The following is a 17,717-nucleotide window of genomic DNA, read 5'->3' as shown; positions in this document are numbered from 1 at the left end:
AAAGGGAGATTAGAAAGATGAAGATTGGACGACTTTTCAAAGCAGGGGCGGTCATTGCCACCATGGGCCTATCTGCCTGCGGCACGTCATATACTGTGCCCAGCATCAGCGCGGGGTCCGAGGCCGCGGCCAAGACCATGTTCGCGCAGGAGCGCGCGGTGACCAAGCGCCGGACGACCAGCAGCAATGCGGCCGCGGCACGCTTTGATCGGGTGGTCTCGCGGGTAAAGCCAGTCGCGATGGCGTTCTGTCAGCAAGAGGCGGCAAAATCTGGCGCCAAACCCTGTGACCTTCCGGTTCTGGTCGACACCAAGATGCCCGTCGCAAATGCCTATCACACACGTGACGGTCAAAACCGTCCCTTTGTGGCCTTCACAGTTCCAATGCTGATGCAGATCGAGAATGACGATGAGCTGGCCTTCATCCTGGGTCATGAATACGGGCATCACATCGCTGATCACCTGAAAAAAGGTGAACAGCAAGCTTTGGCTGGGGCCATTCTCATGGGGGCGCTCACAGCAACGAGCCAGGCCTATGCGAGCCAAGGCAACCCGTATCGCTACACGGGCGGGGACAGTGCCGAGATGCAACGCAATATGGCGCTGGGTGCCGCGGTCGGACAAAAGGCCTACAGCCAGTCTTATGAGCTCGAGAGCGACGTCCTTGCTACATATATCACCAAGCAGGCTGGATATGACCCGGTAAAAGGCGCCAAGTTCTTTGCGCGGCCAGCGGCGGCCAAGACCAGCAATGGCAACCTGTCGTTCTGGGGCACACATCCGCCCGATGCCAAGCGTTTGGCGACCGTGATTGAGACAGCAAATGCCGCAGACGCCGGTCAGGGTCTGATCCGCAAGAAATAGATGATTTAGGCTGGCGAGGTTCAGATGGCCTCGCCAGCCCTCAAACACAGATCGATCGGAGAAATATGCCATGCAAGCTGAGTTGAAGATGCTCGAAGATGAGAAAGCGTTTCAGGCGCGGGGGAAGGCATCCAAGCGGATCTGGGGCAACTCTCTTATCTACCCGATCGCCGCCGTTGCTGATGAAGCATCCGACGAGAGCCTGGACGCGAAAGTGGTGCATGCGCTGTCTTTCAAGAAGAGCGAACTGAGCAGATACGGTGACTTCGATGCGGAGCGCGGTGACTTCAAGATGGATGAAGTCATCATGCGCGCGAAGTCCGTGGAGATGATCATCGACTATCCTCTCAACAAACCGGCCCATCTTATCATCACGGATCTGCCTGAAGACTGCCTTACCGCCCATCTCATCTGTAAATCAGTCAGCGAAGCATGCCATGAGATTTACCGGATCGAAGATCAGGGTCAGGAGGTCCCAAAAACTCAAGAGGCTGGCGGCATCACCTTCCTCAATCGGCCAAGCACAGATGGCGCCTTTGGCGTCTGGGGGCATGGGATCACCGATCTCGTGATCGAGATCATCGAGGTTTACGATGAGGGTGATGGGCGCGCCTTGGTGCGCCTGGCTGTGGGCAGCTGATGTGGGGAATGATGCGCGCCAGACCATCCTTTGAGCTGTGGCAGGATCTCCTGTCCAGCGTTCAAACCCGCGCGACCATGATGGACAGCCCCATCCACGGCGACAGCCATTGGCGCGGGGTGGCGCTGGCCGGCATGCGCATCTGTGACGCATTTGCGCTATGCGATCGCCGGGTCGTTCTGGCCTTCGCCATGTTCCACGACTCCCAGCGGCTCGATGATGACTATGATCCGGAACATGGGGAACGCGCCGCGGCGGAGGTCAGGAAATCCCGTGCCCTCAAGCGGGTTCTCGCCCCCAACCAGATCAAAAAGCTCTCTGAGGCCTGCACTTTCCATGAGAAGGGGAGAACCTCAGAGGATCCGACGATCGGCGCTTGCTGGGATGCGGACCGGTCCAATCTCTGGCGGGTGAGTGTCACCCCGGACCGTCGGTTCTTCTCAGTGCTGAACGACCCTGAGGATTTTGCGAATATCGTAGATGGGATGAAGAATGATTGGTTTAATCCGCCCGACTGGGCCGTCTTTATTCAGCGGATTCAACCGTAAATGCAGGCCAAACCAATCTTTTGCTTGCCATATGGTCTTGGTCTGGCAGTATTTTCGACGGTCGCACAGAGTGATCAGAAAGACTTTGGAGATACGATAATGGCTACCGGTACTGTAAAATGGTTCAACACAACAAAGGGTTTTGGTTTTATCGCGCCTGACTCAGGCGGCAAGGATGTCTTCGTCCATATTTCAGCGGTGGAACGCGCCGGTCTCACAGGCCTGGCAGACAACCAAAAAGTGACATTCGATATTGAACCCGGCCGGGATGGACGCGAAAGCGCATCCAACATCGCTCTCGCCTGAACAGACTCAAATGACTTAGTGGTTTGAAGAACCGCCGGGGTGCCAGCTCGGCGGTTCTTTCTTTGTCTTACCGGCTGCGGCGCTGGGCCTCTTTGTGGATGCTTTCGAGGATGCGGTTGCGGCTGGCGATGATCTCTGGGCCGGTGGCCTTGCGGTAGATCTTGCGGAGCACCCACTCCGCGGTGCGGATAACGTGGTCGCGCTTGTGAGCTGCATCGCGCTCACCGATATGATCATGTTTCAAAAGAAAGTCCTCCATAGCTGACCGGCCGCCGGAAGTGACGGTTTTCGGGTCAAGCTGAAGAGGAAAATTATCGCATGAGATGAATATAAGGCTGCGCCTCCCCGCGATCAAGCATGTTTTTCGCAGAATTCTGCAACTCAAATATAGGTCATGACCTCAGGCCAGATTCGGGGGATTAGGAACACCTCATCAGATGCCGTAAACTTCGACAGGCGCGCGGACCCCAGCGGTATGTTTCCACCCTCGCAGTGAAGGGCACTTTTAGCTGTTGGTCAGTAGCTGGGCTGGTAAGCCTTACCCCTATCTCTTAAGCTTAACGGCATACGCTATTTTTATAGGAATTTTTTGATGTACAAGCTGATCGTTGCTTTGGTTGCTCTGGGATCAAGTGCAACTGCGCAAACCGATATTGCAACACTAAGTGAGAAAGATCAGGAGTTGCACCGTTGGGGGTTTTGCCGCGCCATTGATGAATACGCATTCAACATCAACTCTGACTTGGATTTCGATAGTCCAGAAAAGTTAGAGAGACATGAAATCTCAGCGATTGATGAACTTTTGCTCCGGAATGATCGTAGCAGGGAAGAAAACGATCCCGAGCAAACTTACAAAAAAGCACGATTCGATACAGATGCACTTCTTTTGTCCGAGCAGCTGGTTGTCGATCAATCGACTTTAGATTCCTGCAATGAGGATATGAAGAAGATCTTGGCGAAGACCTATGTGCCACATTTCAAGTATCTGGGTGATTGATAGCACCTGAGTCTCAATGCGGATTTTCGTATTACGGGCTGCTCGCTTGACAGGAATAACCTGAGCAGCGGGCGAAGACTTCTTCGCATTTTCAGAGCCTCCGCTGACAATGGGGCTCACGATGCGAAGGATAGACCATGGCAGCATTTCCCCATCCGCCCCGCGGCGACAAAGACTTTCCCCGCTCCCGTGGCTGGTCCGGTGCCAGCTGGGCGCATGTTATCGACTACCACATCAAAAGCCATGCCGAGAACCCGACTGGCGACTACATCATCGGCTTTGACGATGATGACCGGCTCTGCGTAACCTGCTACGGCGAAAAGGGCTATGCGACCCGCATTCCGTTGCCTCTGCTGGACTGGGTGGACCGCGAAATGACCGCGGCCAGCGTGACCCCGCTTCCGAACCATCCAAGGCAGTTCCGCCTCTACCGGGGAGAGGGGCGGTCTCGTATGTCAGATGAACCAGTCAACTATGAGGCCCTCCGCCGGGGCGTTGCCGCGCACTGTGGCGTCGAGCCTGACGATCTCAGCTTCTTCCCCAGTCAAAACCTAATCAACCTCAATATAGATGGCGAAGGGCCCATCCTGCTTCGTGAGACACCAATGCAACGCCATGCGGTGGCTTGGATGGAGCGAGATGGGGACCACTGGCATGTCTTCCAAGGCATGATCGACCCACAAGAGGCTGACAAACTTCGCGGTAGCTGGGCGATGAAACATATCGGTCAGATCCGCGGTGGATCGGTGATCAACTGGATGGAGATGAAGCTCGAGGAGCGTGTCGCAGCAGACCGCGAGCTTGCCGAAGCCTTCGCCCAACTGCGCAATGAAGCACAAGAAGAAGGCCCTGAAGGCCCATAAAGGAGCACGAAATGCAGCATTTTAAAGAAGTCGGACTGATCCCCTATGAGGACGGCATGTCCTGGAAGCACCGGTTCCGCATCGATATTCCGGATGAGCTGCCGGAGGCCGTGCAAAAAGACATTCAGGATGCCTTCGATAAACAGGTTGAGGATTGGTTTGAGAAGACCCCGGATGCGACGCTTGCAGATGTCAGTGCCTGCAACGAAGCCAACAGTGAGTTGCTTCTGAATAAAATGCAGGCTTACGTGGCAGAGGCCATGGGGGTTTCTCGCCAAGAAAGCGATAAGGTAGCGGATCCCTTCACAGCACCAGGGCCCCAACAGCCCGAACTGCGGAACGCAAATGAACTGGAGCACAGCTGATGCAGAAAGAAATGGTTATCGAAGTTGCATGTCTCGTAGACTTTGACGAGCTAGATCCTGATGATCGCAATGAGATGGGTGAATGCAGCGTTGATGGATCTTATGGGCTCACTTTGTCTGAAGTCCCGGAGGCTGCGACGCGCGACGATGTTATCGAGGCGGCATCCCTTCATTTCCACCGCCATGTTGCGATTGCCTGTCTTGATGACTTTGAGATCACCTTCCGCGATCGTAACTGCCTGGACCAGTCTGTGCATGAATTGGGTGAATACCCTTTCGAACAGGATGAGGCGCCCGAGCCCTGAACTTCGGATGAGGCCCTGATATGAGAACTGTCGCCCTAGATAGCGAAACCACCGGCGGCAGCCCGCGCCTGGGCGATCGTGCCTGCGAGATTGGTCTCGTCGAGATGGTGGACGGCCGGCGCACCGGTCGGACCTGGCAGAGCTATTTCAACCCCAAGCGAGACGTCCACTTCGGCGCCCTACGGGTGCATGGGCTCAGCAACGATTTCCTGAGCGACAAACCTCTCTTTGAAGAGCGGGCAGAGGAGATCCTCGATTTCATCGATGGCGCACCCTGCAAGGCGCATAACGCTCGCTTTGATCGGGATGTCCTGATCAATGAGTTTGCGGTGACCGGACTCGAGATCCCGACGATCGATTTCTACGATACGATCCCTATGGCCAAGAAGCATCTGACCGGCGGGCGGTTCAAGCTCGACATCCTGGTGCAAAGGCTGGGGATCACAGCACCAGAGCGCAAACTCCACGGCGCGCTCTTGGATGCCGAAATCCTTGGCATGTGCGTAGAGAAGCTCGAAGACCTGCAGCCAGGTTTCCTGGCGCAGTATATCGGATCGAACCCCTGCCTGAACCATCTACCAAAGTTCATGGATGAAGCTGGCGTTGTGACACGAGATCGCAAACATCAAAGACCTGAATCCTCGGCGCGAAGAACCGACTTTTCATCCTTCACCCCTGAATGGGTGCGCGAGATGGATGTGACGTATTTCGCCGACCCGGAAACGGAAGATGATCAGACAATCCCTGTAGCTGCAGAAAGTGACCTCCCCACGCTGGACTGACCCCAGAGAGGGCAGGGGTTATCTGTAATCCGGCGTGTCTTCTCGATATACTGCGTTTTCAACCTTAGGCGTCTCGAATGGATTGCTGACCCTCACCGTTCCTGTCGGATGAGTGGGCGCCTGTGCTGCCATGATATTCCTCAGCGGCGTGCTCAGGCTCGCAAAATCTTCCTGATGTCGCTCAGCAATCTTGCGAAGCCCATCGTCAATGTCGCCATCGGGGGCACCTGACATATCAGCCAAGGTGTAGCCAAATGTCACCGCGGCCATACGATCCGCTTCGAAATGCGTCACGTTTTCCGACTTCGTAATGTTCTCGATCGCAGCGTGGCCCATGTTCGAAATCTGGATGTCCATCTGCAGAGTGGCATCGGCATAGGCATTGAGGGTCTCTTGCGACCAGAGGCCAGCCTTGGCTTCAGCCTGGGCGTCTTGAAGGACTTCTGCAATCGTACCCTCGTAGACCTCAGGGTTCTCCTGGATCATGTCCTCGATCATGGGTTGCAGCCGGTACTGCATGTTCTGCAGTTTGGCATCGAGGAATACGTCATTGATTTCGATATTCGCACCAATCTCAGCTACCCGTAGATAGTCATAGGCGACGGCCTCGTTGTGCAGCTGATTGAAGGATGGGATGCTCTGTGCAAAATCCTTGAAATCCTGATCCTGCCCGATTTGAAGGGCTCCCAAAACACCGAAAGTGCCCGCCCAGAAAGCGGCGCCCAACATGAGAGTTTTCTTCGGATCAGCCTCTTTGGTTGTTTGGCCCTGCATGTCCATATTCATAATCTTCCTCAAAGCTCCGGCGTTTCTTTAACGCGAACCAGCTCTGCATCATCCTTCTCAGGAGAAGCAAAGGGGTCGCTTACAAAGCTCGCTATGACCGCGTTGCCCTGGCCGGCCACCATTACCTTTTCAAGTTGCGGGGTCAGATCAGCGAATTCATTCGCATATGTCTCGCAGAAGCCGCGGATGCCATCATCCAGATCACCTTCCCAAGCATGGTAGATCTGTCCAAGGGAGTATCCCAGGGTAACAGATGCCATGCGATCAGCGTTGCGCAGAGATTCACCGCGGGCGAACTTGATGGTCTCAATCGCTGTTTGGCCCATTTCTGCGATACCGCGGTCCAACTCCATGGATGCCTCGGCGTAGGCCTCAAGGCCTTCTTGTGACCATTCCCCGCGGTGAACCTCTTGCTTTGCCTTCTCGCGGACCTTGTCGATGGCAGTGGCGTAATGCCATGGCTGTTCCTGGGTCATGTTGTTCAGGATTTTGTCGAGACGACCGTCAATAAGGCGGAGCTTATTCTCCAGAACAGGATTTGTAATCTCAAGCTCAGAGCCGATCGTTTGTACCCGCAGGAAGTCATAGGCCATGACCTCATTATGAACCTGTGTGAAAGCCGGGGCCCCATGCAGGACATCCTTGTAGCTGAAGGTGGCCTCATTAGAGAAACCACCGCCACCCCATAGCCCCAAGGCAAACAATCCCGGGGCTAATAATAATTTCGCATTTCCCATATTCATCGCACCTCTGAATAACTGATTAACCACAGTGTATTAGAGGAGCGCGAAAAAACGCATGACCAGAATGCCAGGGAGAAATGCAGGCATGGACCGAGGCGGGTTACGGCTCCAGATCGCAGTCAGTCACTGGCTCATTTGCCTGCGTTTCTACAGGAACAGAAAGAAGCCGGCGCGCTGAGGCCGCCATTTTCACGTCGTGCTGTTCAATTTGTCGCACTGCGTCGATCTTGGCTTGTCTGAATTGTGCGTAGCGCTGCTTGATCGAGAGTCCGTCACCGCATGGCTTAACGGAATAGGGTTTAGCTCTATTTGGCATCAATTTCCCTTTTCATGGTTCCACATTCAGATCATCTGCAACCGGCAAAGACGCCGGCTCGATCAGACCCATCGTATCGAGATTATGGGCAAGCTGTTTCAGGAGCGTGTTATAGCTCTGCGATGCAATCGGCAGCTGATACTCAAAATCCGTCACCCGGGTGACCTCTGCAAGGTCGAGCGAAATCAGCGGGAAGAGCACATCGATGTCTGAAATAGAGAAGCCAGCCTTCTGCATGAACTGGCTGCCAGGCTTACCGGAATTATCGGGTACGGAGACCATGCCGCTCTCTTCAGAGAGGAACATCACAACTTCCCCGTCCAGACGAACGAGGATCTGGGTCGAGCCTTCACCGGACAGCTCACCGTGGGAGATGACTTTCTGGAAATCGAGCCGCTCCTTCAGCCCCGCGGACCAATTGAGCGCCACGCTGAAGCGATCAAGGATCTTCTCTGACATGTAATCGACCGAATGCAGATGCTCCATCGACGTGCGCCCTTCGAATGCTTTATCGACGCGCCGCAAGACCCCTTCCAACTCGCCGAACTTCGCCATGGCAATCAGGGAGCCGGCGCTAAAGTGGCTCAGCATGACAATGTCTGACCCTTCTCGGCCGACGGCCTCCCCAAAACCACCTGAGGGCTTCCGGAGTGCGTTCTTGACGCTGTGGAGGCTAATATTCTCTCGCCCCAAAACTTGCATGTCGCGCATCAAGCGCGCGCCGCTGAGCTGGCGCAGTGTTGTTGAGGACGGATTGTAGAGCCGGTTCCCCATGGCCTGCCATGCTGTCTCGGGCGCGTTTGTCAGGAAGCGAAGGAGGTCGGGCCGATCGGCTTTATACGCCAGGGTGGCATTCATACCCATCCCATTAACATCAAGGGCTTCGATCTCGTCGGAGAAGGTCTCGCGGACCGCCTCGTAGACGACATTCATCGCACCGATGAATTGATCCCTTGGCATCAAGGGAAGATGCACAGTCAGCGGGATGCAATCAAACTCATCCAGGTAATCCTCGACGTTCATCCACTCGGCATCCACCAGCATCCGCGGGTCTGAGGCGGGGAAATCCGATCCAGAGGGCGGGTCTTCTTCAGCATCTTTGCCTTGCTGGGCGATCTCTGCGTTGCGCTGGGCTTCGTAGTTCACGGCCGGAAGACCGCCATCCTGCAGCAGCTTCGCGAAGTTCTCGCAAGCAGCCTCAACCTGATCGTAGAGCGGATCCGATCTGCCCTTAGAGCTGGCTTTGAGTTTCGGGATCATCTCTGATCCCATCATGAGTGTCATTTTGACCCCAAAGAGAGCTTCATCATTCATATTTAGGGTCTCCAAATTTGGTTCAGGACGTCACATTAAAGGGAAATTGTAGGACCTTTATATTTAAGGCTCCAGATTATCCTCTGCCTCAGGCTCCGGCAGGGCACGACACATGTGGTTCGGCTCAACGTGAAGATCCAGAAATTCTGAAACAGCATAGATGTCTGCCTCAAAGAAGTGATATGCGTCAGCATTCTGGTACCCTGTGACATGGCTGCTATGAGGCCATTTTTCGGCGTCATATGTCGCGTTTTTTTGCGCCGCCATAGTTACCTCGGCCCTGCTTTCTGCGCCGTCATGCTCAACGAATGTTAGCCAGGAAATTTCTTCCGCTTGGTCAGGGCGCTCACCATCTTTATTGGTGGATGTATAATACCCATAATGCACCTCGACACCGTTCTGCCCCAAACGCGTCGCGGCTTTTGCCTCATGTTTATCCTTGATCTCGTACCATGAGCCCTCATGGCAATGCAGGACCGGTTCACCGAGTGCGGCAACCGGGTCGTATGCCTCTAGTTTCGCATTTACCTGGATGCGCTCGAGGCCTTGCGTATCGATGTGCCCCACAAGCTTTGCGTCTTTATCGGAGATATTTAGATCGAGCAGGGCATTCTCAGCCTCATTCCAGCACGGCGCTAAAGTGTTCATGATGTCAAAAGCGCAGGCCCGTACCGCATCGCGCAGGGGCCGGGGTTCCATCCCATAGAGATGATTGCCAAGGCTCCAGTCCAGCAGCTTGACCTCAGGGTTGCCGACCTCTTCGGGATCACGGGTGTACTGCCATTCGCAATCGCGATCGATCTTGAGCACCTCATCAGAAGTGCGGCCAATGACACGGATGTTTTTGACACCGGCATCTGCCATGGCCTCTTGGATGATGCCGAGGTTGGCATGCGCCATGCGGCGCTTCATGAAGGCTGCGGCCTGGGTTTGGGACATTTCAGAGAGATCGTAGTGCATTTGGCTTCTTTAATCTGTGTAGCTGGGCGTTGCGGCTTCTTTGCGGTAAAGAAGCTCTTCATGGATTTCGGGCCGATGCTTCTCGCACCAGGCCATAAGCTGGTCCTCGTCGACATGCAGGCAGGCTGTGGCGCGGCGCCCGGTCTCGTCCGGGCTGGACCACTCACGCTCATAGAGGCGGAGCCGGCCGGCGCGTGGGTCACCCTGGGCCTCGAGCTCATCGAGGAGCCGCGCTGTCGCGTCCCCGGGGGCAAATCCCTCGGATTGGATGTCGACGAAGTCCCGCAGGGTCAGGCACTTCAGGGCAGGGGTGACATCGATCATCGTGGGCGCCGTCAGGTGGCGGTCATCATGGCCGCGGCCGGTAACCAGAACTTCGCGCAAGGCGTCTACCCGGCTGATCACAGCGCCCTTGCGGGGGTCAAGATCCACCCGCATGGCATCGTAGTGATCCATTTCATCCGAAAGCAGAATGTCGGGCTCTTCGATGTCGCGCATGACCCACATCGTAGTCATGCCATGTGATGGCTCTTGCGGAGCGAAGGGGTTGCCGATTTTCAAACCGTGGGGCTGCATGTTCATAGATCACCTCTTGGTGTAGTCTCAGGCAGTTTTATGAAAGTGCGAAGCTATTCCGAGACGGCCATAACCCCCAACCACATACAGAAAGACAGGGTCGCCATAAGGGCGGCCACAAGGGCAATTTCGGGGTCACCCAGCAGATAGGTGCTATAGGCAAAAAGCGGTGCGCCGATGAGACTGCCGCGGGACACTCCTAAGGGCGGGTCTGGACTTCTCTCTGTGAGGTCCCTGCCGCAGTGGAGCGCCAGAGACAGATAGGACATGAAGGTCACAAGCTGGAGGACTTGTATCTGCTCTTGCCAGATAATCACGCCGATGAAGTATAGACCCAAGGTCGCCGCGTTCAGCAGGACGATTGAAGTCCTTCCGGAGATGCGGGTGATCCGTGAACCGACATGAGCCTTGTTCTTCACAGGTTCTGCGCTTTGCCGCGGCCCTTGCGAACATGGGCGAGAAGGTCATGGAGGATCGGCACAGACGTGAAGAGCAGGGCAATAGTGCTGTACTGAACCAGATCTTCCGGCACGCCAAGATTTCGGCACCCGAAGAGAAGCGTCATGGCGACCGCGTAAAATGTCCAGACGAATGGATCTTGATTGTTCGTATATCCGCGCCTGGACAGGTAGCGGCAGCGCAATGTTGAAACCACGGCGAGGAGGGTGGTGCAGGTCGCAGCCAAGATTTGGCTCATCGCGACCGAATAGATCGCGAGGGTGAAGAAGCCAGCGGCAGCGCAGGCAAAGGCCGTGATCTGGATTTTGTATGCCGCGCCTCGAGTATTCATGTCATTCATTGGTGTATCTCTCATTGATCTGAAGGTTTCTTTTTCGCATTTTGCCAAGGCAGCGTTCAGGGCGTCACTTCACCGAGATCAGCACTCGGCGCCCTCTGCGCGTAAAGCTTACCAGTAATGTCGGTGAGCTGACCGATCTGCGCCATGGCATCACTCAGAGCGGTATGCTCGGCAGCGGCCGGGAGCTTGTCGTCGAAGTCCATGAACTGCTTGATCATGTTGATCTGGGTGTAGAGATCGGACTGCTGCCGGCGGTGCCAGGGCATCTCGCGCTGGCAGATGCCCGCGAGGTTCTCGATCGCCGGCACATCGAAGGCCGCGTTGCGGAACCAGACAGGTTTATCGCCTACCATATGGGACATGTTGAAGAGCACATTCGAGGGATCCTGCAGCATGACGCCCGGCCGGGGCAGGGCTTTGAGGTCCGCGCCGGGGTTGAAGTGTTTTTCGCGCCAGTAGTCCCAGGCCGGATCGCCGCGTCGCTGCCGGGAAGTCCAGGCAATGGTCTGCATGTCGATATCAAATCCCCGGGTCGACATATCGTCGTAATCGATCATCGCATGATAGGGCAGACCGGTGGTTTCCCAGGTCGCGCCATCCTCGAAGATGTTGATGCGGAAAGGGACGACCGCCACCTCCCAGATCAGGGCCTTGGGGCCCAGAGAGAGGGTTTCGCCATCAATCATTGTGCCATTAATACTGCGGTTCATCGTGTTTCTCCGAAATCAATTGGTCTTGGACCTAGACTAAGTCTTGCTCATGAAAGTTGCGCTTAAGGTGCCATCTCTTCGGATGGGACAGGTGACAGTTCATCGGCATGTTCGATGATCTTCGCAGCATGGCGGGACATATCAGCCATATAAGGAAAGACGCCGCCCGGCGGCGCTGCGATCACGCAATCAATCCGCGCGCGCATCTCACCCCCATCATTGTAGAGGCCGACATCAATGGCGCCGCAGGGCAGGGGGTAAGCTGTCAAGAGGGTCATGGCGGCCGCATGTTGCGCGTCGCGCCAATCGAGGTCACCATGAATGAATTGATCTGTTCGCTCGTCAACCTGAAGGTCTTCGAAGTCATCGTCCGATGGGTTGATCAGATCCATCTTGAATTTCTTCGGGCTTTCGCAGGTGATCTTGCCCGCCACCACCATGAAACGGCGCTTATGGCGAAGATCGTAGTCAGGGTGGATTACAACGGGATCATCCTCAGAGGCGCCGATCGCATGCAGGTGCGCAGAGCTGTCATCGCCAGGCTGCATATGGCGCAGAGACCCCAACGGATCCTTGAGGTTTCGAATGGTAAGACCTTGCTCCGGGCTCTCGGCAATCTTCTGCACCACCAAGGCCGCAGGGATGATCGAGCCATCAAGAGCTGCCAGAGTATGCGTGTTTTCATAGGCTGCACGCGCCATCTCACGGCGCCCAGGAAGGATGCCCGGCCGGTCCATACCCCATGTCACACCAGAGGCAGGTGCGGTTTGAAAAGAGCAGGGCACCATTCTACCCTCCAGCGCCCGATCCAAATAGTAGTACAGCGTCGCATCCTGCACACGCTCCTCGGGAGCGACGTAAGCATCAAATACGTAGGGTATGTCGGTTTTCATATTGGTGATCCTGATCTCAGAAGTCTGGCTGGGCTGCCGTTTCCACATCGCAGCGCTCCTGCTCCGCGGCCTCTTCAATGGCGAGACCAAGCGTATCTGGGGCAGGTTTCGAAAGAGTATCGTGGTCAATTTCGTACTGCTCTTGCGCGTCGGAAATTGCCCGATAAAGACCCTCCATCAGTTCCGGTGCGTGTTCGGACACGAACTTCTTTGCCGCAGAGAGACCCGCTTGGCTTCGACCATCCAGATAGCGACCTTTCTTCTTCGCAAGCTTGGTGGCATCGCGGTAGGTCTGGGCGAAATTCACTGCTTGAGCCTGGCTGTCTACGCCATGGAGGGCCTTCAGTTTCGCAACAGCCACCTCACGCAAGTTGATGTAGTAACGCTGAGCCCGACGCGCTGAAGCTTGCCATGCAATCAACCTGTCGGTTTGCTCCTTCGTTTGGGACTCTTTGATATCGTCATCAATGCGAGTTTCGCTCAGCGATGTGTAGGAAATAGCCTTGATCAGACCTTCGAAATCATTCGGCAATTCTTCGGGCTGAATGCGTTTTCGGGCAGATTTCCTCTGCTGTGCGATCATTGGTTCTTCCCTTCCTCGTACTGCGCAAGCGCCGCTTCGCAGCGCTCCATCATCCTCTGCTCTCGCGTGAATTCGAGCGCGTCCTTGGCAACCCTGAGGCCGTCGTAGTCTCCGATCAGGGCGCTCATGCCGCCATCGACGCCGTTGAGGCAGAAAAGTACGGGACGAATGCCGGTTGTGTCCTGTGGGGCCACGATCACCCCAGATTTCGCAAAGGGGGCGAAGCTGTTGAGCTGGTCGCGATCGAGCGCCAATTCATAGTTTGAGCTTTCCATCACTGACATGAACAGGTGGTCCATCTGTTCCTCCCGCTCTCGCACGCCTTGGGTCGAGACATAGAAGGCCAAAATGCCAGAGGCAGCTACGGCCATCGGACCGACAACATAGACCATAAGGCGTTCGGTCACTTGAACAGAAACAATGGGTCTCGATGCGGTCATGTAATGCTTCATCTAATGTGGCCTTTCTCGCAGCGCGCCACCAGGGCAGGCATTGTTATTGGTTCTTTTGGCTTAGGAGCCGCTTCGCCGCTCTTCGGTCGCGGTACTCAATCCATCCCGAGACTGCGAAAATGATAGTATAAAACGCCATGAGAAGTACCGAGATGACGATAAAGATCGTCACCCCGATGTAGATGGAACAAGCGATCGAGAGCAGGCCACAGTTCAGGACAAACATGTGATCTAAGAAGCTGTACTCCCCCATCAGGATGGCTCCGCTTCTACCTGTGGTACGCCGTCCCAGGTGCGTTCATCAAGGAACCGCCCGGCGATCTTCTTGTCGAGATATACCGAAAAGCCATTGGCGCCGTCCCATTCGTGCCATACGCCCGGCTTCTCACCGCGGGTCACGCTGTTCATCGCGCCACTGGCGTCCATCTCACCGTAAGGGAACCAGTTCCCCCACTGCTTGAAGAGGAAGGGCGTGCTCGCCGCGGCGCACTGATCGCGCAGGGAACGTGCCCAATCGATATGCATGGGGCGCGCCTCTACGCCGGTCTCACCGCCAACGATGATCCAGTCGAGCTTTGCCACACCGTCTGCTTCATTGGCATAACCCGCAGCACTCTCAGACTCCTCCGCCCAGATCTCGGCCGTCAGAGCGTTCAAGCGCATCGTCTCACCGTGATCCTTGTAGATCAGGTCAGTCAGCACCACCGGACCCAGCAGGGGCTCCATCGACAGGAAGGCTACCGGGAAGCCGCAAGCCGACTTAGCCTTAAGAAGCTTTACGATATCGCGGTTCGCCTCTTCTTGGTTCACGATGGTCGCACCGATCCACAGATTGCCCGGGGCACCTTCAGGAAACATCTCACCCAGCAGCTTCTCGACGTTTCCGGCACGTTTGGTCAAAAACATGAAGTCGAGATTTTCGCACTTCTTAACGAGAGCCGCCAAGTCGGCCCTCCATTCTGGCAAGATCGAGCTGTGGGTGTCGAAGACATCAGCCAGGGAGGCCACGAAGACGGACTCGCGGATGCCTGCATCACGCGCCTTGCTGTTCCAGGTGACAACGCGGTCCCAGTTGCCCTGCTTGGAGCGGGTACGCACAGCATGTGGGCCCCAACGGCTCTCGCCGTCGGCCTTCTCGTCCCAGACTTCCGCATAGCAATGGTCGCAGCCCGGACCAACCTTCTGACATCCCATCCAGGGATTGAAGGTGTGGGTCGCCCATTCGATATTCGTATTCTCAGCCATCTGTGCCTCCGTTTCAGACTTCAGATATGCAGAACAACAGGGTAAGGCAATCTTTTTCGCAAATTTGCAGGAATACGGCGGTCACCGTGTTGATCACGCCGCAGGTAGGGAGTCCTACCGCGCAATACGGAGGCTCACTTATCCTGACTGGGTTGCTTTGTGTTGTCCAGGTGACCACAATCGGGATCCTGCTCAGCTTCTTCGATTTTGTCGTTCTCGACATGGGGGGACGCGCTCTGGGCGAAGGCAGTGAGGCGCGGAACATAATTTTCGTAAAACTCAACGATATGAGAAACACGCTCTTTCCACTGGTTCTCCCGGGTTCCAGCCCCGAAGATTTTCCAGCGCTCGATCAGCTTTTGGTAGGGACCAAGATGGCTCTTCTTTTCATGTATATGGCGATTCATGGCCGTGAGGTATACGAGCTCGCTGAAGTCGATGACTTCTCCTTCGCGCGGGCCCCTCGGAAGGGTAATTTCTCCCTCGCTGGCGGGCGATCGAACAGGGTTGAGGTGGGCCCCACCATAGGCCTTATCCAGCTCTTGGAGCAGGAATTCCGCGCGCGCATTCAAGCCGATATAATGGGCCTGCCAGACATCTGCCCTTTCTCGTGCCGCATCCCTCTGCCTCAGAGCTGCATTCCTTTCTTCGGCCAGCTCATCGATGATTTGTTGAGCGCGCGCTGCATTCCGACGCGAGCTTCTCTCAAGGGCAATACCGCGTTCCCGCCAGTAAACGTCGAACATGTCACTCATTGGGCGCGGTCTTCTTTCGATCTACGGTGATGAATTGCTTGCATTAAATCACTGAGACCTCCGTGAATGCAACCCGTTATACGGGTATCTGACGGACTTCCTTAATATATACAGAGAGCGAGACCCAATGGCCTAGAGGGCAGGGTGCGACGCGTCCGCCAACTCAGATTCCGCATCTGTCTCGATGAGATCAACCTGCGTCAACGTCAAACGCCGGGCGAAGCTTTCACGCGTGGCAAGGCGCGCCAGACCCTCGGCCTTGGCGCGAGTCCGAACTGAGGCGAAACCGTTCTCGTAATTCGGGCGCTTTGCTTCGACAATAGGTGAAGGCATGATGGTTTCCTCTATTTTCGCATCTGCTAGTCAGATGTGCCAAAAGAGCGAACCTTACAAGGAAAAGCGCCTGACTTATTGTTTTTCGCACAAACATTGGAACGCTGTGCTAAGGCGGGTGTTGTCTGTCTGAAGCCCATAAGGGTAATCGAGCATAAGGAGACGAACAGGATGACCAAGCACATCATGACGACCACCGCCGCACTCGCACTCATGGCTGGCATGGCCAGCGCGCAGGACCTCGCAGCTGAAGCTGAGGTCACCGACGTCGACGGACACCAGACCACCGTCGGTGCCGAAGCCTCCGCCGCCGGCGCCGAGATCATCGATACCGCACAGGCCATTGGTGACGCCACCGGCGACGCAGTCGAGAATGCCGGAAGTGCGACAGCCAATGCCTTGAACGATGCAGGCGAGGTAACAGCTGATGCGCTGGATGCGACCGGTGAGGCTGCTGCAGCTGTTGCGGCCGAAGGCTACTCTGCCGCCAGTGACACAGCTGCACGGATTGACGCCGCTCTGACCGCAGATGCCGTGGTCACGTCGAAGTCTGGCGAGACCCTGGGGACGGTTAACTCTGTGGATCAGAGCGCCGGCGTTGTCGTCATAGACCTCGATGGCGAAATGGAAGGCTCGCTCGATCAGCCGATCGAACGCATTGCCCTGCCGGCCTCGGTCTTCTCCGTGGCGGATGACGGTGTGATGATCCCAATGAGCGAAGCTGAGTTCGCCGCAGCGATCAACATGCAGGCAAAGACGCAGGTCACGAACTGATCCAGCAAGTCTTTTAGAGATGTATGGGCCGCCCTTCGGGGCGGCCTTTTCTATGCCCGAGATATGACCGTCCCGTTACTTGAAACTCGCATCATTGAGTTGCCAGTAGGTCTCGGTTCCCTTTAATTTCTCGTTATCCTCGGCCAACTGGAAGGCTGTGGCGCCCTCCTGATTGACTGCGGTCGCGTCGGCTCGTGCCTCCAGCAAGGTCCGAACCACCTCCGGCGTGGAATACTTCGCAGCCACATGAAGTACGCTAAGTCCGCTTTCATCGGCGGCATTGGGATCCGCCCCGGCATCCAGGAGCAACTTAATTATCGCCTCGCTCTCACGCCAAGCTGCACGCCACAACGGTGTTTCACCTCGAGTGGTGCGTGCATGTACGTCGGCACCCGCTTTAAGCAGCGCGGAGACTATCTCAGGGTCATCCGTTCTTGGAGCTTCATGTAGCGGTGTTTGGCCTTTATTGCTACGCGCGTTGACGTCAGCACCAGCGCTTATCACGGCCATAGTCGCTGCTTTGCTCCCAAATATTATAGTCTTGTGCAGAGGGGTGAAGTCAGATCGATAACGCGTGTTTACATCATAGCTCTCAAGGAAGCTTTCGACGTCCGTAACTGTGGCATGCTCCCACCATTCATTGATGCACCTGTTCCTAGCTAATGTATCCTCGGCCGTCTCTTCAGATGCCTTCATGACAACGCATGAAAGGTCCTGCGCCATTGTCGCTGTGCCAATCATCATCAGGACGGTCAGAGAGACGCTAATTCCAACACGGGAAATCCTAAGCTTGGATGCCATCACAGCTC

The 17,717-nt window shown here is 55.7% G+C and carries 27 protein-coding genes; 10 read left to right on the top strand and 17 right to left on the bottom strand.

Annotated features, from left to right (window positions below):
• Positions 1 to 17: 17 nt before the first annotated feature.
• From ACGYLO_RS12545 to ACGYLO_RS12530, 4 genes are all read left to right on the top strand, one after another.
• Entirely contained in the window at positions 18 to 863 is an 846-nt protein-coding gene (locus ACGYLO_RS12545) for a M48 family metalloprotease (protein ID WP_394376775.1), read from the top strand.
• A 70-nt stretch (positions 864 to 933) separates the two neighbouring features.
• Positions 934 to 1,503 (top strand): hypothetical protein, encoded by a 570-nt coding sequence (locus ACGYLO_RS12540; RefSeq protein ID WP_394376774.1) that lies wholly within the window; start codon positions 934 to 936, stop codon positions 1,501 to 1,503.
• A gap of 11 nt (positions 1,504 to 1,514) precedes the next feature.
• The gene (locus tag ACGYLO_RS12535) at positions 1,515 to 2,051 is read left to right on the top strand and encodes a hypothetical protein (RefSeq protein WP_394376773.1); all 537 of its coding nucleotides are present in this window, start codon (positions 1,515 to 1,517) and stop codon (positions 2,049 to 2,051) included.
• A 99-nt stretch (positions 2,052 to 2,150) separates the two neighbouring features.
• A complete protein-coding gene (locus tag ACGYLO_RS12530) occupies positions 2,151 to 2,357 on the top strand; it encodes a cold-shock protein (protein WP_394376847.1) in 207 nt (68 codons plus the stop codon).
• Positions 2,358 to 2,424: 67 nt separating this feature from the next.
• On the opposite strand, the gene ACGYLO_RS12525 is transcribed toward ACGYLO_RS12530, so the two are convergent.
• On the bottom strand, positions 2,425 to 2,601 hold the full coding sequence (locus ACGYLO_RS12525) for a hypothetical protein (protein ID WP_394376772.1): 177 nt from the start codon (positions 2,599 to 2,601) through the stop codon (positions 2,425 to 2,427).
• 348 nt (positions 2,602 to 2,949) lie between these two features.
• Between ACGYLO_RS12525 and ACGYLO_RS12520 the strand changes: the two genes are divergently transcribed.
• The 5 genes from ACGYLO_RS12520 to ACGYLO_RS12500 all read left to right on the top strand — a co-directional run bounded on the left by ACGYLO_RS12520 (position 2,950) and on the right by ACGYLO_RS12500 (position 5,669).
• Positions 2,950 to 3,354, top strand: a complete 405-nt coding sequence (locus tag ACGYLO_RS12520; RefSeq protein WP_394376771.1) for a hypothetical protein — start codon at positions 2,950 to 2,952, stop codon at positions 3,352 to 3,354.
• Between the two features lie 137 nt (positions 3,355 to 3,491).
• Positions 3,492 to 4,217 (top strand): hypothetical protein, encoded by a 726-nt coding sequence (locus tag ACGYLO_RS12515; RefSeq protein ID WP_394376770.1) that lies wholly within the window; start codon positions 3,492 to 3,494, stop codon positions 4,215 to 4,217.
• Between the two features lie 11 nt (positions 4,218 to 4,228).
• A complete protein-coding gene (locus tag ACGYLO_RS12510; protein ID WP_394376769.1) occupies positions 4,229 to 4,582 on the top strand; it encodes a hypothetical protein in 354 nt (117 codons plus the stop codon).
• Complete coding sequence (locus ACGYLO_RS12505; RefSeq protein WP_394376768.1) at positions 4,582 to 4,887, top strand: hypothetical protein; 306 nt, start codon at positions 4,582 to 4,584, stop codon at positions 4,885 to 4,887. The genes ACGYLO_RS12510 and ACGYLO_RS12505 overlap by 1 nt, the downstream gene beginning before the upstream one ends.
• Before the next feature lie 20 nt (positions 4,888 to 4,907).
• Positions 4,908 to 5,669, top strand: a complete 762-nt coding sequence (locus ACGYLO_RS12500; RefSeq protein WP_394376767.1) for an exonuclease domain-containing protein — start codon at positions 4,908 to 4,910, stop codon at positions 5,667 to 5,669.
• Positions 5,670 to 5,687: 18 nt separating this feature from the next.
• Here the strand turns inward: ACGYLO_RS12500 and ACGYLO_RS12495 are convergent, their stop codons facing one another.
• From ACGYLO_RS12495 to ACGYLO_RS12425, 15 genes are all read right to left on the bottom strand, one after another.
• Complete coding sequence (locus ACGYLO_RS12495; RefSeq protein WP_394376766.1) at positions 5,688 to 6,455, bottom strand: hypothetical protein; 768 nt, start codon at positions 6,453 to 6,455, stop codon at positions 5,688 to 5,690.
• An 8-nt stretch (positions 6,456 to 6,463) separates the two neighbouring features.
• Positions 6,464 to 7,192: a hypothetical protein gene (locus ACGYLO_RS12490; protein ID WP_394376765.1), complete on the bottom strand. Its 729-nt coding sequence runs from the start codon at positions 7,190 to 7,192 to the stop codon at positions 6,464 to 6,466.
• Between the two features lie 106 nt (positions 7,193 to 7,298).
• Positions 7,299 to 7,514: a hypothetical protein gene (locus ACGYLO_RS12485; protein ID WP_394376764.1), complete on the bottom strand. Its 216-nt coding sequence runs from the start codon at positions 7,512 to 7,514 to the stop codon at positions 7,299 to 7,301.
• Between the two features lie 12 nt (positions 7,515 to 7,526).
• Entirely contained in the window at positions 7,527 to 8,828 is a 1,302-nt protein-coding gene (locus tag ACGYLO_RS12480) for a hypothetical protein (protein ID WP_394376763.1), read from the bottom strand.
• Positions 8,829 to 8,891: 63 nt separating this feature from the next.
• Positions 8,892 to 9,788, bottom strand: coding sequence for a hypothetical protein (locus tag ACGYLO_RS12475; protein WP_394376762.1), 897 nt, complete (start codon positions 9,786 to 9,788; stop codon positions 8,892 to 8,894).
• Positions 9,789 to 9,797: 9 nt separating this feature from the next.
• Positions 9,798 to 10,304 (bottom strand): hypothetical protein, encoded by a 507-nt coding sequence (locus ACGYLO_RS12470; protein ID WP_394376761.1) that lies wholly within the window; start codon positions 10,302 to 10,304, stop codon positions 9,798 to 9,800.
• Positions 10,305 to 10,417: 113 nt separating this feature from the next.
• Positions 10,418 to 10,783: a hypothetical protein gene (locus ACGYLO_RS12465; protein WP_394376760.1), complete on the bottom strand. Its 366-nt coding sequence runs from the start codon at positions 10,781 to 10,783 to the stop codon at positions 10,418 to 10,420.
• The gene (locus tag ACGYLO_RS12460; RefSeq protein WP_394376759.1) at positions 10,780 to 11,163 is read right to left on the bottom strand and encodes a hypothetical protein; all 384 of its coding nucleotides are present in this window, start codon (positions 11,161 to 11,163) and stop codon (positions 10,780 to 10,782) included. The genes ACGYLO_RS12465 and ACGYLO_RS12460 overlap by 4 nt, the downstream gene beginning before the upstream one ends.
• Positions 11,164 to 11,219: 56 nt before the next feature.
• A complete protein-coding gene (locus tag ACGYLO_RS12455; protein WP_394376758.1) occupies positions 11,220 to 11,873 on the bottom strand; it encodes a 3'-5' exoribonuclease domain-containing protein in 654 nt (217 codons plus the stop codon).
• Positions 11,874 to 11,935: 62 nt separating this feature from the next.
• Complete coding sequence (locus tag ACGYLO_RS12450; protein WP_394376757.1) at positions 11,936 to 12,814, bottom strand: hypothetical protein; 879 nt, start codon at positions 12,812 to 12,814, stop codon at positions 11,936 to 11,938.
• Positions 12,783 to 13,349, bottom strand: a complete 567-nt coding sequence (locus ACGYLO_RS12445; protein WP_394376756.1) for a hypothetical protein — start codon at positions 13,347 to 13,349, stop codon at positions 12,783 to 12,785. Before ACGYLO_RS12445 ends, ACGYLO_RS12450 begins: the two co-directional genes overlap by 32 nt.
• Complete coding sequence (locus ACGYLO_RS12440) at positions 13,346 to 13,789, bottom strand: hypothetical protein (protein ID WP_394376755.1); 444 nt, start codon at positions 13,787 to 13,789, stop codon at positions 13,346 to 13,348. The genes ACGYLO_RS12445 and ACGYLO_RS12440 overlap by 4 nt, the downstream gene beginning before the upstream one ends.
• A gap of 264 nt (positions 13,790 to 14,053) precedes the next feature.
• The gene (locus ACGYLO_RS12435; protein ID WP_394376754.1) at positions 14,054 to 15,046 is read right to left on the bottom strand and encodes a phage Gp37/Gp68 family protein; all 993 of its coding nucleotides are present in this window, start codon (positions 15,044 to 15,046) and stop codon (positions 14,054 to 14,056) included.
• 134 nt (positions 15,047 to 15,180) lie between these two features.
• Positions 15,181 to 15,801, bottom strand: coding sequence for a hypothetical protein (locus tag ACGYLO_RS12430; RefSeq protein WP_394376753.1), 621 nt, complete (start codon positions 15,799 to 15,801; stop codon positions 15,181 to 15,183).
• 132 nt (positions 15,802 to 15,933) lie between these two features.
• Positions 15,934 to 16,134 (bottom strand): hypothetical protein, encoded by a 201-nt coding sequence (locus ACGYLO_RS12425; protein WP_394376752.1) that lies wholly within the window; start codon positions 16,132 to 16,134, stop codon positions 15,934 to 15,936.
• A gap of 171 nt (positions 16,135 to 16,305) precedes the next feature.
• On the opposite strand from ACGYLO_RS12425, the gene ACGYLO_RS12420 reads away from it, so the two are divergent.
• The gene (locus tag ACGYLO_RS12420; protein ID WP_394376751.1) at positions 16,306 to 16,908 is read left to right on the top strand and encodes a hypothetical protein; all 603 of its coding nucleotides are present in this window, start codon (positions 16,306 to 16,308) and stop codon (positions 16,906 to 16,908) included.
• 75 nt (positions 16,909 to 16,983) lie between these two features.
• Here the strand turns inward: ACGYLO_RS12420 and ACGYLO_RS12415 are convergent, their stop codons facing one another.
• Complete coding sequence (locus ACGYLO_RS12415; RefSeq protein ID WP_394376750.1) at positions 16,984 to 17,709, bottom strand: ankyrin repeat domain-containing protein; 726 nt, start codon at positions 17,707 to 17,709, stop codon at positions 16,984 to 16,986.
• Between the last annotated feature and the right edge of the window lie 8 nt (positions 17,710 to 17,717).

The sequence above is a fragment of the Sulfitobacter sp. 1A13353 genome (genome assembly GCF_043557255.1).
GTDB lineage: Bacteria > Pseudomonadota > Alphaproteobacteria > Rhodobacterales > Rhodobacteraceae > Sulfitobacter > Sulfitobacter faviae.
The sequence above is the reverse complement of the archived record's forward strand: the minus strand, read 5'-3'. Positions and strand labels throughout refer to the sequence as shown.

What these genes read in the sequence shown, in the direction of transcription:
- ACGYLO_RS12545 (WP_394376775.1), top strand. Translation starts at nt 18, where the DNA reads ATGAAGATTGGACGACTTTTCAAAGCAGGGGCGGTCATTGCCACCATG.
- ACGYLO_RS12540 (WP_394376774.1), top strand. Translation starts at nt 934, where the DNA reads ATGCAAGCTGAGTTGAAGATGCTCGAAGATGAGAAAGCGTTTCAGGCG.
- ACGYLO_RS12535 (WP_394376773.1), top strand. Translation starts at nt 1,515, where the DNA reads ATGCGCGCCAGACCATCCTTTGAGCTGTGGCAGGATCTCCTGTCCAGC.
- ACGYLO_RS12530 (WP_394376847.1), top strand. Translation starts at nt 2,151, where the DNA reads ATGGCTACCGGTACTGTAAAATGGTTCAACACAACAAAGGGTTTTGGT.
- ACGYLO_RS12520 (WP_394376771.1), top strand. Translation starts at nt 2,950, where the DNA reads ATGTACAAGCTGATCGTTGCTTTGGTTGCTCTGGGATCAAGTGCAACT.
- ACGYLO_RS12515 (WP_394376770.1), top strand. Translation starts at nt 3,492, where the DNA reads ATGGCAGCATTTCCCCATCCGCCCCGCGGCGACAAAGACTTTCCCCGC.
- ACGYLO_RS12510 (WP_394376769.1), top strand. Translation starts at nt 4,229, where the DNA reads ATGCAGCATTTTAAAGAAGTCGGACTGATCCCCTATGAGGACGGCATG.
- ACGYLO_RS12505 (WP_394376768.1), top strand. Translation starts at nt 4,582, where the DNA reads ATGCAGAAAGAAATGGTTATCGAAGTTGCATGTCTCGTAGACTTTGAC.
- ACGYLO_RS12500 (WP_394376767.1), top strand. Translation starts at nt 4,908, where the DNA reads ATGAGAACTGTCGCCCTAGATAGCGAAACCACCGGCGGCAGCCCGCGC.
- ACGYLO_RS12495 (WP_394376766.1), bottom strand. Translation starts at nt 6,455, where the DNA reads ATGAATATGGACATGCAGGGCCAAACAACCAAAGAGGCTGATCCGAAG.
- ACGYLO_RS12490 (WP_394376765.1), bottom strand. Translation starts at nt 7,192, where the DNA reads ATGGGAAATGCGAAATTATTATTAGCCCCGGGATTGTTTGCCTTGGGG.
- ACGYLO_RS12485 (WP_394376764.1), bottom strand. Translation starts at nt 7,514, where the DNA reads ATGCCAAATAGAGCTAAACCCTATTCCGTTAAGCCATGCGGTGACGGA.
- ACGYLO_RS12480 (WP_394376763.1), bottom strand. Translation starts at nt 8,828, where the DNA reads ATGAATGATGAAGCTCTCTTTGGGGTCAAAATGACACTCATGATGGGA.
- ACGYLO_RS12475 (WP_394376762.1), bottom strand. Translation starts at nt 9,788, where the DNA reads ATGCACTACGATCTCTCTGAAATGTCCCAAACCCAGGCCGCAGCCTTC.
- ACGYLO_RS12470 (WP_394376761.1), bottom strand. Translation starts at nt 10,304, where the DNA reads ATGACTACGATGTGGGTCATGCGCGACATCGAAGAGCCCGACATTCTG.
- ACGYLO_RS12460 (WP_394376759.1), bottom strand. Translation starts at nt 11,163, where the DNA reads ATGAATGACATGAATACTCGAGGCGCGGCATACAAAATCCAGATCACG.
- ACGYLO_RS12455 (WP_394376758.1), bottom strand. Translation starts at nt 11,873, where the DNA reads ATGAACCGCAGTATTAATGGCACAATGATTGATGGCGAAACCCTCTCT.
- ACGYLO_RS12450 (WP_394376757.1), bottom strand. Translation starts at nt 12,814, where the DNA reads ATGTGGAAACGGCAGCCCAGCCAGACTTCTGAGATCAGGATCACCAAT.
- ACGYLO_RS12445 (WP_394376756.1), bottom strand. Translation starts at nt 13,349, where the DNA reads ATGATCGCACAGCAGAGGAAATCTGCCCGAAAACGCATTCAGCCCGAA.
- ACGYLO_RS12440 (WP_394376755.1), bottom strand. Translation starts at nt 13,789, where the DNA reads ATGACCGCATCGAGACCCATTGTTTCTGTTCAAGTGACCGAACGCCTT.
- ACGYLO_RS12435 (WP_394376754.1), bottom strand. Translation starts at nt 15,046, where the DNA reads ATGGCTGAGAATACGAATATCGAATGGGCGACCCACACCTTCAATCCC.
- ACGYLO_RS12430 (WP_394376753.1), bottom strand. Translation starts at nt 15,801, where the DNA reads ATGAGTGACATGTTCGACGTTTACTGGCGGGAACGCGGTATTGCCCTT.
- ACGYLO_RS12425 (WP_394376752.1), bottom strand. Translation starts at nt 16,134, where the DNA reads ATGCCTTCACCTATTGTCGAAGCAAAGCGCCCGAATTACGAGAACGGT.
- ACGYLO_RS12420 (WP_394376751.1), top strand. Translation starts at nt 16,306, where the DNA reads ATGACCAAGCACATCATGACGACCACCGCCGCACTCGCACTCATGGCT.
- ACGYLO_RS12415 (WP_394376750.1), bottom strand. Translation starts at nt 17,709, where the DNA reads ATGGCATCCAAGCTTAGGATTTCCCGTGTTGGAATTAGCGTCTCTCTG.